The sequence below is a fragment of the Acinetobacter sp. 8I-beige genome, from assembly GCF_902505955.1.
GTDB classification, from domain to species: domain Bacteria; phylum Pseudomonadota; class Gammaproteobacteria; order Pseudomonadales; family Moraxellaceae; genus Acinetobacter; species Acinetobacter johnsonii.
The window spans coordinates 1094943-1106926 of the sequence record NZ_LR732792.1 but is presented as its reverse complement, the minus strand read 5'-3'; the positions used below and the strand labels follow the sequence as shown (position 1 = coordinate 1106926).

Genomic DNA, 11984 nt, shown 5'->3' with positions numbered 1-11984 from the left:
GATGTATAGCATTCGACTGCAGTACCCAATGCCTGAAGAATAAACAAGAGTAAAAATAAAATGTTTAAACCTTTTGTACAAGGTAACGAGTCCCATGCTATTCATGATCTGACCCTTGAAAATGACACGGACTGCGTCAGTATTTATGGCAATTTACAACTCACCAAAGACCAAGCTGGCCTAGCTGCGGCCAAAGCATTGCAGGCGTATCTGAATGCCATTGTGCAACAGCTTGAAAGTGAAGCTCAGCTTCCTGAGAAAATTGAACATCCGCAGCCGGGTGAAATTGACAATCCATTTTTATAATATAGGCCTATCTATGTTCCATGTGGAACAATAAGAAAAGCCCACTGATTGTGGGCTTTTCTTTTAATGAATGGAGAATTAATTAATCCTCTTTTTCTAAAATTTTATAAATAATAGCGCCGATAATGGCACCGACAATCGGAGCAACCCAGAACAACCAGAGTTGGCTTAACGCGGCTGTTTCAGCAAATATGGCAACACCTGTACTTCGTGCAGGGTTAACCGAGGTGTTGGTCACAGGAATACTGATCAGGTGAATCAAGGTTAGGGCTAAACCAATCGCAATTGGGGCGAAACCAGCAGGTGCACGTTTATCTGTGGCACCCATAATCACGATCAAGAACATTGCGGTCAGTACAATTTCAATCATTAAAGCGGAGATTAAGGAGTATTTTCCTGGTGACAGCTCTGCATAACCATTGGTCGCAAAGCCTCCTGTACCAGCAAAACCCGCTTGGCCTTGGACAATCAGGTATAACACCCAAGCGGCTAAAACTGCACCGACCACTTGGGAGACCACATAGGGGATCAGATCTTTGGTATCAAAACGTCCACCGACCCATAAGCCGACACTGACTGCAGGGTTAAAGTGCCCGCCAGAGATATGTCCAAGGGCAAAGGCACCCGTTAAAACGGTTAAACCAAAGGCAAGCGCAACGCCAAGAAAGCCGATGCCTAACTCGGGAAAAGCTGCTGCAAAAATGGCACTGCCACAGCCTCCGAAGACCAACCAAAACGTTCCGATGAATTCAGCAAGATATTTATTCATAATGCGCCTTTTGTAGTTATTGATGTTTTATTCGCGTAGAACTTTATATTTAACGAGAAAATGCTCGTTTTTCAATCAATTTAACAAAAAAAGCATGACATCCTGATGACGTGGATCAAACAGATCAGATTTTAGTGAAAATGCTGAATACGCCACTGCTGAGGTGTGACTTGAGTCCAGTGTTTAAAGGCACGTTGAAAAGCACTTTGTTCAGAGTAACTCAACAACAGTGCAATTTCCTGTAAGCTTAGGTGAGGATCTCTTAAGTATTGCTCCGCCAAGATGCGTCGGACTTCTTGCATCCGCTGTTGGTAGGTCGTGCCTTGTTGTTGTAAGTAACGTTGCAGCTGTCGGACTGAAAAATTTAGTTGCCGAGCAATATGTTCAATTTGATACTGGTTTTTTTGTAGCCCAGTTAAAATCGCATGCTGTAAGCGCTGGTCGATGTGAGTAGAGTTAGGAAGTTTTTCCAGTAAGGCTTCGGCTTGCTGTAAGAGCAATTTTTGCAGGGTTTGATCACCTTGCTGAAAGGGCATGGATAATTCACTGAGGGGAATCATCATCATTGGCCGGCTTTGAGAGAAGCGAACTTTACAATTAAAGTATTGCTCATACAGTGCCGTATTTTTCGGTATAGGGTGAGTAAAATGAACCTCACTAAGCTGGATGTCGTCATGGGCGACAAAGTGCTTCATAAACTGAATGATCAGCGCCATCGCCACTTCATTGCTGAGTTGTGTGGTCAGTTCAATCGGCATCTCCACCCAACCAAAGCATAGATTTTCACCTTCAACTGCAACATATAGCGAGCTGCCATCATAAATGAGACGGTGAAAGTCATGATAACGGGTGAGCGCCTCGCCTAAATTTTCGCAGGACAGCGCAATATAGCCCAAAATGCCTAAATGCTTGGGCTGTACATACTTTGCAATCTCAAGTCCGAGCGCAGGGATGTGCAGATGGCTGTCAAGATCATTCAGTAACTCTAACCACAGGGCATAATCAAAACGTTCTAAGTTCTGTGCTTTTTCAAGCTGTTCAGAAATTGGGTAGCCCACGGCTTGGCAATAGGCATAGAGTAAATGCCCCAGTCCACCGTAGACAGAACCTGTGTAATCTTTGAAATGTTGCATTTATTGGCTCTATTGTTCTTGTCGTAATTTGTCAATGAATTTGAATGCTAGGGTCAATATTTAGCATAGTTTCCACATTATATTCAATCTGAATATAGGAGGAATTTGCCATGTGGAAGGGTTTTGTCGCAGGACTGGTGGTTGCCAATGCGTTTGAGTGGGTTGCACATAAATATATTTTGCATGGAACACACCGTGCTGGAAAGCCACGCTATAGCCCCGTGCCTGACAGCATGAAATCGCATTGGGAGCATCACCGAGAAGTACGTAAAACCACGTTTCATGATCATGGTTATGTTGAAGGTTGGAGCAACTGGCGCACTAAAAATGAAATCGTGTCACTCGCTGTCGTGGCAGGTGTGTTTGGAACGTTATTTTATCCTGTCTCCAAAGGCATGACTTTGTCTGTGCTGTACAGTGCGGGAAATTATTACTACATCCACCGCCGTGCGCACTTAGAGCCAGACTGGGCAATGCGTAAGATTCCTTGGCATTATGACCATCATATGAACTCCAATCAGGATGCCAACTGGTGTGTGACCAAGCCGTGGTTTGATTATATTTTGGGAACGCGGGTCATTTCCTCGCTGGATTTGCAAGAGCAAAATCCGTTGGGTATTGCTTTACCCCAAGTGGTGTCGGATAAGCTCACCCAGTGGGTCAATCAAGTCTTCCCTGCAAAATGGGTTAAGGCACCTGAAGCGATTACATTGAATTCAGTGCAGACGGCGGAAACGGTTGCAGGATAACTGAATAGGTATTTATGTCGTGATTTGTCAATAATATTGGTATGTATTGTCAATATTTCGTCATTTGAACATTCTATAGTAAAGCTGTTGATGAGATGAAATCATCTCATGAGCACTAGTACGTCATTTTTCATTTTCCAGTTTAACAAGACAATGTTGTAGTTATTCTAGGTTTATAGGGAGTCGCAAGACTCCCTTTTTTTTATCTCAAAAATTGAGAGCATAAGTTCGGTCGAGAGCCAGCGAGCATTCTAAACTTTAACATTTGCTGCGTAATAGAAGCGATAGTACTGTCCGACTTAGCATTAGCTCAGCTGTGCCGAAGTACAGCGTAATTGAGCCATTTAATTCGTCTGCTTTTTAAAGCCCGTTAAAATATAGCGATCCATTTCATCGGTATAGTCCGGGGAAAACTGAAAGCAGACATGCTCGTTGATGTTTAAGGTTTTGAGATCAGGGAAGCTTTGTCTGGCACGTGGACTATTGCTAAATAAAAAAGCTTGTCGATCACTCTGAAAGTAAAACACTTTTTCAGTACTGATGTTGTGCCGTCGATAATGGGTGACCTCCGACCATTGTGTAAAAATACCACAAGCCCGAATTTGATCAGGTGCAATCAGCGCTTTTTCATAATACTGTTTAAACTGATATTTGTAGAAGCTGATATAGCTAAACAGGCATAAACCAAGGAGTAGCAGTACGGCCAGCATACCGAAAGGGCGGTCAGCATATTTCTCCATCAACAGGATGAAAACAAAACAGATCAATAGACCACAAATAAATAAGATTAGTTCTAAGTGATACATTTTTTCTCATCTTTAAAATGATAAAAAGAGTACTCGAAAGCACTCTTTTCATAGGTTTTACGGTTATGGTCTGTTTATAGACGCATTTCAATGCCTTGCTCTGCAAGGTATTTCTTCGCTTCAGGAATGGTGTGTTGTCCAAAGTGGAAAATTGAAGCAGCCAGTACAGCGTCTGCACCACCTTTTAAAATACCATCGGCCAAGTGTTGTAAGTTTCCGACACCGCCCGAAGCAATGGTTGGAATTGTCACGCGGTCATTGATTTGACGCATCAGCTCAAGGTCATAACCTGCTTTAGTACCATCGGCATCCATCGAGGTAATCAGCAGTTCACCTGCACCAAAGTCGGCCATTTTTACGGACCATTCAATCGCATCAATACCGGTTGGTTTACGGCCGCCATGGGTAAAAATTTCCCATTTATTCTCGCCCGTTTTTTTTGCATCAATGGCAACCACAATACACTGTGCGCCAAAGCGTTGCGATGCTTCTTGTACAAATTCTGGGTTAAACACCGCTGCTGAGTTAATGCTAACTTTGTCCGCGCCAGCATTGAGTAAGAGACGAATGTCTTCAACTTTGCGAACGCCACCACCGACCGTTAAGGGAACAAAAACCGTTTCAGCCATACGTTCAACAGTACGATAAGTCGTGTCGCGACCATTCGAAGTTGCGGTAATGTCTAAGAAGGTAATTTCATCAGCACCTTGTTCGTTATATCGACGTGCTACTTCTACTGGGTCACCTGCATCACGAATATCAAGGAATTGAACACCTTTCACTACACGACCGTTGTCTACGTCGAGGCAAGGAATAATACGTTTAGCTAGCATAATTTTTTCCAAAAATAACAGCCGATTATGAAACTTCGCGACTTAGATGCTACACCTTAATAGTCGGAGCGGGTATTCTATCAAACTTATGTAAGTTTTTTTGCAGGTTTTATATGTCGGTTTATACCACTTTGACTTTACAGGAAGTTCAGGCGTTTGCCGCACCTTATGGACTTGAGGTAATCGATCTGATCCCAATTCAAGGCGGTATTCAAAATACGAACTATTTTATTGTGTGTGAAAATGCTGTGCAGTATGTATTGACTGTATTTGAAGAAATGGATGAACAGGGTGCAGGCGAGTTAGTTCCTGTACTTGAGCATTTAGGTCAGGCTGGTTTAGCAGTTCCTGTACCCTTAAGTCATTCAGGCAAAGCCATTCATAGTTTAAAAGATAAACCTGCGCAAATTGCTCCACGGATGATGGGCAAACATCCCATGCCTGCGACCCTTGAACAAGCCGAGGCGATTGCAATTGCACAAGCGCAAATGCATGTCGCACTGCAAGATTTTCCACTGGAGCGTGCAGAATACCGTGACCATGACTACTGGCTCGCTGTAGCCTTACAGATGAAACCGACATTAAGTGAGGCGGATCAAGCACTGCTGAGTAAGTTGTTGGGTTTGTATGATGCATTATCGGCGGTTTATCCGAATCGTCCTAAGGGCTTTATCCACTCGGATTTATTCCGTGATAACACTTTGTTTGAGGGCAATCAGCTCAAAGGCATTTTAGACTTTTATGAACTGAATAAAGATGAGTTCTTGTTTGATATTGCGATTACCCTGAATGACTTCTGTACCGAATATCCAAGTGTGCACTTAAATGAAGACAAGGCCATCGCATTCTTAAACGCCTATGAAAGCATTCGTCCTTTAACGACTGATGAAAAATCTTGCCTCGAGTTGTATCTGGCAATGGCTGCTGCGCGTTTTTGGATGATGCGTTTACAAGTGGCGAAAAAAAATGCTGAACAAGGCCGTACGGGGGAGGACATTTTGCAGAAAAATCCTGCCGAAATGCGTAATATGGTGATTGACCGCTTAAAGTTTGTAACTGTTTAAATAGGAAAGAAAAATGCGTGACCAAGGACGACTCGTTGAATGGTTCGATGAAAAAGGCTATGGCTTTATTCAGCCCAACGATGACAGCAAAGATCGCGTGTTTTTACATATCAAGGACTTTGCACGGCAAGGTCCTCGTCCTATTTTAGGCTGTGCGTTGGAATACAACGTGCTTGTGGATGCGCAAGGGCGTTATCGTGCACAGCAAGTCAGTTATTTAAAAGCATCACAAACCCAAAAGAGTCGTACCTCAAAAGTCTCACCGAAAAAGACCGAACAGGGTCAACGCTGGAGTCCAATGCAAATTGCGTCGGTGGCATACATCGTGTTTTTGGCGCTATTGGTATTCATGGGACGTTTGAGTGGATTAGTGCTGCTGTTGATTAGTCTGATGAATGCGGCCAGTTATTGGTTCTATGCGCAAGATAAAGAAGCTGCACAAAATGGGCAGCGCCGTGTACCTGAAAATACATTACATCTCCTTTCATTTTTAGGGGGATGGCCTGCAGCATGGTTAGCGCAGCAAAAGCTACGACATAAAACACAAAAACAACCGTTTAGAAAGATTTACTTTTGTACAATTCTATTCAATATTCTTTTAATTTTATGGCTTATTTCTCCTTTCAATAGTTTGCCTATTTAAAGTTCAAGCCCACTTTATGAGGGACAATATGAATTATTCAGTCGATCAAGATCCGAATCGTAGTCTGACTTTTATTCTTTATATTTTGTATATCGTTGCGATTTTTTCCGCAGGGATTTTAGCGATCATTGCTTTAGTGATTAATTATGTGAAGCGTGGCTCTGTGCGTGGTTCCATTTTTGAGAGCCATTTTACTTGGCAGATTCGCACCTTTTGGTGGTATTTGATTTGGAACGTGATTGCCTTTGTGCCATTTATTTTCTTATTCTTTACGGGTGAAAATGCCACCGCTTTCGCAGGTGTCGCACTCGGTGCTTCAACCTTCTGCGTGTCTGTGATTGGGTTGTCGTGGGTGTGGATTGTGTATCGTGCCATTAAAGGCATTATTCGTTTAAACGACAATCAACCCATGTATCAATAACAAGTGATGGGATTTAAAAAAGGGCAGTGTGCCCTTTTTTTATGACTTTATTTTTTATAACAAGGTTTATGCACCGAGATGAACCAAGCTGATGCAGCAGTGTCTCTATTTTTGCGCAGGCTTTTAAAAAGCATCTTACTAAATTGAATTTCAATATTTACCTTTTTATATTAATAAATTTACTTTTTTAATATTTACAACTTACATTTTTGTTTATAAATAATTATTTTTTTAATAATTATAATTTACATTTTTAATAAATTAACATTACATTAATGTACAGTTATTTATATGAATTAATACGTAGAGAATATTATAAAAAATAGTCCTTTTTTGACTAAGCGTAGAATCTTCCTCGACGACGTTTTAGCCCCAAAACATGGATGGCACGAACCAAAACTGCATAAGAAACCGAATAGCCAAAGTGTTGTTCAAAAAGTGGAACTAAATCGCTAATATTTTGAAATTTTGTATTTTTAACAAATACTTGAAATGCACTCCAGTCTTTAATATGGCTGGGTGCTCCACGGCTGTTGGCTACTTTTGGAGACAAGCCGCCTGTTTCTTCTTCGAGCTTAATCCATGCGTCTAAGGTCACACGAGAGATGTTAAATTCCTTGCAAACTGCAACCTTATAATCCGTGAGTTTATAGCGTTGAATCGCTGCTTTTCGGGTTTCTAAATCGTACTTTGGCATTTAATTCAATATTTTTAAAATAGCGAAGCTGTTATTATATGGCATAGTTGTTGCAAAAACCAAAATCACTAGATTAAAAATGAAAGATGGTGATTTCGGTGAAAAATGCAGATTTTTCTTTAAAGAAAATGTCACTATGGCAAGTGGTCATTATTGGTGTGGCCTATATGACCCCGATGGTCGTGTTTGATACCTTTGGGATTGTGTCTGGGATTACCGATGGGCGTGTGCCATTGGCTTATATTTTGGCGTTGGTTGCAATGTTACTGACCGCATTTAGTTATGCACGTTTTAGCCGAATCAGTGGTGACTCAGGTTCTGCCTATAACTACACGGCACAGTCGTGTGGAGCCAAAGCAGGCTTTTTTGTCGGCTGGTGTTCACTGCTAGATTATATTTTGTTGCCCTTGGTGAATGCCTTATTGGCAAGTATTTACTTAGAAGCTGTGATCCCGAGTGTGCCGTATTGGGTCTGGGTGGTTGTATTCACGGGTTTGGTTACGCTTATTAACTGTTTCCGAATCAATATTTTGGCGAATTTAAGTCTGTTGTTTGTACTTTTACCCTTACTGCTGATGGTTTTATTTATCTATCTAGTCATTCAAGGCGTGGGTTCTGAACAAGGCTATGATCATGTACTGACTTTAGCCCCGCTGTTTAATGGAGACAGTTCTGTTTTGCCTTTGATTGCGGGTGCATCGATTTTATGTTTTTCATTTTTGGGTTTTGATGCGGTCACGACCATGTCCCATGAAACCAAAGATCCGCAAAAGAATATTCCACGTGCCGTGCTGCTTACCACGTTGCTCGGGGGCGGAATTTTTATTAGTGCCTCATGGTTTATCCAGCTGTATTTTCCAAGCAATGTGCGTTTTAACAACCCTGACGAAGCCTTACCTGAAATTGTCCTCTATGTGGGGGGAGCACTTTTCCAAGCCGTATTTTTATGTGCCCAAATCATGAATACCTTCGCTTCAGGTTTAGCCACTCATGCCAGTGCTTCACGTCTGATTCATATTATGGCGAAGGATGGCATTTTCCCCAAAGCAACCTTTGGGCAGCTCCATGCAAAATTAGGTACGCCACTTTATGCCGTCTTAAGTATTGGCTTGATTTCGCTATCGGCCATTTTTCTAGATCTTGCGACGGTGGTCAGCATGATTAGCTTCGGTGCTTTGATTGCCTTTACGGCGGTGAATTTCTCGGTTTTTGTGAAGTTCTATCTGTTGGAAAAACAAACCCAAGGCATTAAAAACAAATGCCTCAATTTGATTCTTCCCTTGTTATCTGTATTGGTGATGCTTTGCCTTTGGGTCAATTTAGAACGAAATGCGCTAATTTTTGGTTGCGCTTGGCTGGCGATAGGCATTGGTCTATTTATTTATAAGAAATTGAAAAGACAAAACATTGTGATTGGAAATGCATATTAAACCCTGCATGAAAATGAGATAAATATTGAGTGTGAATGAAATGAAGATGAATAAACCGACATTTTTAGACGACGTTGAATACAAAACCAGTTCTGCAATGCAAAGTGGTAAAGAGTGGAATTGGTTGAACCCGCAGCGTGCTGCGTTTAGTCATCCAGCCAATTACTACGAAAGCTCGTTACAAGCATGGCATGAGTTTGAGCCTTTAAATGCGGATATCGAATGTGACGTGGTCGTTATAGGCGGTGGCTTACTGGGAGCATCGGCTGCACTGCATTTATCGGAGCAGGGTGTCGATACGGTCTTGGTTGAAAAAAACCGAGTGGGCAGTGCCGCCTCAGGGCGCAATGGTGGGCAACTCACACCGGGATTGGCACGTTGGGAAGCCGAAACCATGATTGAGCACTTCAGCTTTGAAGAGGCTAAAAAGTTATGGCACTTTACCTCAACGGAAGCGATGGCTTTGATTGATAGTATCACTGAAAAATATGACTTAGATGTGCAACGTAAACATGGACACTTGACGGCTGCGGTACACCCTGGACATTTAGATGCACTGCGTGAAGGGATGAAAGCACGTCAGTATTTAGACGAAAAAAATACCACAATGCTGACCCAAGATGAATTACGTGAGCATGTGCAATCCGACAACTATTTTGGCGGTCAATTGGATCAGCTCGGGGGACATATTCATCCTTTAGCACTGACGCGTGGTTTGGCTTATGGCTTTTGTCAAAACGGTGGCACGATTTATGAACAGACAGAAGTACAGTCAATCCAAGAACGTGCCGATGGTATTTATGTGACCACAGCGCAAGGCGTGATTAAAGCACGTAAAAGTGTGGTGATGGGCGTACATCATGCCTCATTTAAACTATTAGAAGAACGCAATCAAACCACCATTCCTTTTTATACTTATGTGTGTACCACTGCGCCTTTAGCATTGAATTTGAAAGAACTTTTGCCGACGGATCTGCCTGTATACGACACCCAGTTTCAAATTGATTACTACCGCGGGGTCTCAAAAAACCGATTGTTATTTGGCGGTGAAGGCACGGGTTCGTGTTGGGGTCCTGAACAAACCCATGACTATTTGCTAGGACGTATTCAACACGTATTTCCTCAGTTAGAGCAGGTCCAGCTTGATTTTGTGTGGAGTGGCACGACCGATTTAACCGTTAATGGTGCCGCAGATAGTCGCAAATTTGGCAGCCAATACCCAATCTATGCTGTTCAGGGGTGGAGTGGACATGGTGTTGCGCAAACGGTGCGTATTGGTAAAGCCATTGCGGATGATTTCTGCGGTCAGAGTGATGACTTTAATATGTTGACCCGTATTCAACATCAGAACATTCCTTTTGGCCGTGCACTGGCGCCGTTGGTCATTCCAATAGCCAAAAGCATGTATGGACTCGGAGCAATGATTAATCCGGGCAAGATGGTGTCATTCTAACCACCTGACTGAGCTACTGAATCGATGGCCATTGATCACTCGATTCAGCAGTTTTTGCGTTTCGGAGATGGGCTAAAGTTGTTCGACGTTCTTTTTCGACTTCAGCAGTTTTGGTTTCCATTCACTGATCATAATGCCAAACACCACCAAAAGCCCGCCCAACAAAGCCAGTGGTGCTAAGCGTTCTCCTGCAAGACGCCCAAACAGTGCCGCCCATACAGGCTCTCCTGCATAAATAATTGCCGCTTGAGATGGATTGACTGAGCGCTGTGCCCAATTCATTACATATTGAATCACGGCACTGGCAAGACCCAAGCCGAGTGCGATACTCAGTAAAGGCCATGAAAAGTCTGGAATGCGGTGTTCACCTGCCAATGGCATGGCTGCAAAGGCGAGCGCAGAGGCAACCGCCAGTTGAATCACCGTCACTCGACCAATATCGACTGTTGGGGCAAAATAACCAATCAGGATAATTTCCATCGCTATAGCGATTGCACCGAGTAGAGTTAAGGTCTGGCCAAAATTCAGTGAAATTGAATTCAGGCTATTGCCTGTAAGTAAGACTAAGCCCATAAATGCACAGAGCGCACCAATCCAAATCATAAAATGGGGCACTTTACGAAAGATCAGCCACAACAATACAGGTACCAAAGGCACATATAGTGCAGTTAAAAAGGCAGATTCACTGCTACTGACTGTTTGTAGTCCGACTGTTTGTGTGCCATAGCCAATAGTGACCATACAGCCAATGAGTGCACCTGCCCACAAGTCCTGTCGGGTGATGTGCTTTAAATGCTGATAGGAAAATAAGCCAATAATTGTCGCGGCGCAGGCGAAACGACAACCTACAAAAAACATGGGGGAGCTGAAATTTAAGGCGTATTTCACGGCCAAGAAAGTACCGCCCCAAATAAAGGTAATTAGAATCAGCGCAATGACAGGCGCTTTAGAACCGAGCTGAGTATTCAACATAAAAGAACCAATGTGCAATATATTGCACATAGCTTGTCATGCTTTGTTTTTTTGTGCAATATATTGCTCAATGTTTTTTGATTTATCTCTATGAAGTCTCCTGCGGTACTACAACACGTCAGTCAAAATGTGCGTCATTATCGAAGTTTAAAAGGCCTGAGTCAGCAACAACTGGCGGATTTGGCTGGTTTAAGTCGTCGCATGGTGGCTGGAGTTGAATCTGGACAGGACAATATTAGTTTGGCAAAACTCAGTTTGATTGCCGATGTACTTGAGGTCGATTTTGTACAGATCATTGCTGCGCCTGAACAGCAAGGTCAAGCGGTCGTCAACGTTCTGGCTTGGCAGGGTACACAAGCCCACAGTGAAGCAAAATTAATGGCTTCAGCGGCAGCAACACAAAAAGTTGAACTGTGGACATGGGTACTTGCCCCAAATGAACACTATAGTGCAGAACCCGACCCAGTCGGTTGGCGCGAAATGCTCTATGTGATGGAGGGGGAGCTAACTTTGGATTTGGCAGGTGACATAAAAGTCTTAGGTGTAGGTGAGTCGATTGTGTTTTCGAGTGCCATCGAATACCAATATATCAACCGTGGAACTGTACCGTTAAAGTTTATTCGTAATGCAATTTATTAAGAAGCAGATCTTAAAAACTGATATTTAGCGCATAAAAAAGAGGTCAAAAGACCTCTTTTTTAAATTCTA

General features: G+C 42.7%; 14 protein-coding genes. 8 read left to right on the top strand and 6 right to left on the bottom strand.

All coding sequences use genetic code 11. The features are described from left to right. Nucleotides 1-60 precede the first annotated feature (60 nt). Nucleotides 61-306 carry a hypothetical protein gene (locus GVX98_RS15655; RefSeq protein ID WP_126034999.1) on the top strand — a complete coding sequence of 82 codons (246 nt, stop codon included), beginning with the start codon at nucleotides 61-63 and terminating at the stop codon, nucleotides 304-306. A gap of 82 nt (nucleotides 307-388) precedes the next feature. Here GVX98_RS15655 and aqpZ read toward each other — a convergent pair whose 3' ends face one another. Both aqpZ and GVX98_RS15645 read right to left on the bottom strand, forming a co-directional pair. Further along, complete coding sequence (aqpZ, locus tag GVX98_RS15650) at nucleotides 389-1075, bottom strand: aquaporin Z (RefSeq protein ID WP_087011827.1); 687 nt, start codon at nucleotides 1073-1075, stop codon at nucleotides 389-391. A gap of 131 nt (nucleotides 1076-1206) precedes the next feature. Then, on the bottom strand, nucleotides 1207-2208 hold the full coding sequence (locus GVX98_RS15645) for an AraC family transcriptional regulator (RefSeq protein ID WP_159128592.1): 1002 nt from the start codon (nucleotides 2206-2208) through the stop codon (nucleotides 1207-1209). A 110-nt stretch (nucleotides 2209-2318) separates the two neighbouring features. On the opposite strand from GVX98_RS15645, the gene GVX98_RS15640 reads away from it, so the two are divergent. Then, nucleotides 2319-2957, top strand: a complete 639-nt coding sequence (locus tag GVX98_RS15640; protein ID WP_159128591.1) for a hypothetical protein — start codon at nucleotides 2319-2321, stop codon at nucleotides 2955-2957. Nucleotides 2958-3301: 344 nt separating this feature from the next. Here the strand turns inward: GVX98_RS15640 and GVX98_RS15635 are convergent, their stop codons facing one another. Both GVX98_RS15635 and hisF read right to left on the bottom strand, forming a co-directional pair. Continuing rightward, the gene (locus GVX98_RS15635; RefSeq protein ID WP_159128590.1) at nucleotides 3302-3763 is read right to left on the bottom strand and encodes a hypothetical protein; all 462 of its coding nucleotides are present in this window, start codon (nucleotides 3761-3763) and stop codon (nucleotides 3302-3304) included. A gap of 74 nt (nucleotides 3764-3837) precedes the next feature. Then, nucleotides 3838-4599, bottom strand: a complete 762-nt coding sequence (gene hisF, locus GVX98_RS15630) for an imidazole glycerol phosphate synthase subunit HisF (RefSeq protein WP_207778907.1) — start codon at nucleotides 4597-4599, stop codon at nucleotides 3838-3840. Nucleotides 4600-4709: 110 nt separating this feature from the next. Here hisF and GVX98_RS15625 point away from each other — a divergent pair, with 110 nt between their 5' ends. Genes GVX98_RS15625 through GVX98_RS15615 form a run of 3 tightly spaced genes read left to right on the top strand, consistent with a single transcriptional unit; the run spans nucleotide 4710 to nucleotide 6724 of the window. Further along, a complete protein-coding gene (locus GVX98_RS15625) occupies nucleotides 4710-5660 on the top strand; it encodes a homoserine kinase (RefSeq protein WP_159128589.1) in 951 nt (316 codons plus the stop codon). A 13-nt stretch (nucleotides 5661-5673) separates the two neighbouring features. After that, nucleotides 5674-6303: a DUF1294 domain-containing protein gene (locus tag GVX98_RS15620; protein WP_159128588.1), complete on the top strand. Its 630-nt coding sequence runs from the start codon at nucleotides 5674-5676 to the stop codon at nucleotides 6301-6303. 28 nt (nucleotides 6304-6331) lie between these two features. Then, nucleotides 6332-6724: a hypothetical protein gene (locus tag GVX98_RS15615; RefSeq protein WP_004691561.1), complete on the top strand. Its 393-nt coding sequence runs from the start codon at nucleotides 6332-6334 to the stop codon at nucleotides 6722-6724. A gap of 337 nt (nucleotides 6725-7061) precedes the next feature. On the opposite strand, the gene GVX98_RS15610 is transcribed toward GVX98_RS15615, so the two are convergent. After that, nucleotides 7062-7421, bottom strand: a complete 360-nt coding sequence (locus tag GVX98_RS15610; RefSeq protein WP_005401389.1) for a transposase — start codon at nucleotides 7419-7421, stop codon at nucleotides 7062-7064. A 98-nt stretch (nucleotides 7422-7519) separates the two neighbouring features. Between GVX98_RS15610 and GVX98_RS15605 the strand changes: the two genes are divergently transcribed. Further along, the gene (locus tag GVX98_RS15605) at nucleotides 7520-8851 is read left to right on the top strand and encodes an APC family permease (RefSeq protein ID WP_171503355.1); all 1332 of its coding nucleotides are present in this window, start codon (nucleotides 7520-7522) and stop codon (nucleotides 8849-8851) included. A 40-nt stretch (nucleotides 8852-8891) separates the two neighbouring features. Then, nucleotides 8892-10304, top strand: a complete 1413-nt coding sequence (locus GVX98_RS15600; protein WP_159128586.1) for an FAD-binding oxidoreductase — start codon at nucleotides 8892-8894, stop codon at nucleotides 10302-10304. 72 nt (nucleotides 10305-10376) lie between these two features. On the opposite strand, the gene GVX98_RS15595 is transcribed toward GVX98_RS15600, so the two are convergent. Beyond that, nucleotides 10377-11276, bottom strand: a complete 900-nt coding sequence (locus GVX98_RS15595) for a DMT family transporter (RefSeq protein ID WP_159128585.1) — start codon at nucleotides 11274-11276, stop codon at nucleotides 10377-10379. A 90-nt stretch (nucleotides 11277-11366) separates the two neighbouring features. Between GVX98_RS15595 and GVX98_RS15590 the strand changes: the two genes are divergently transcribed. After that, entirely contained in the window at nucleotides 11367-11915 is a 549-nt protein-coding gene (locus GVX98_RS15590; RefSeq protein ID WP_126035009.1) for an XRE family transcriptional regulator, read from the top strand. The last annotated feature ends 69 nt before the right edge of the window (nucleotides 11916-11984 follow it).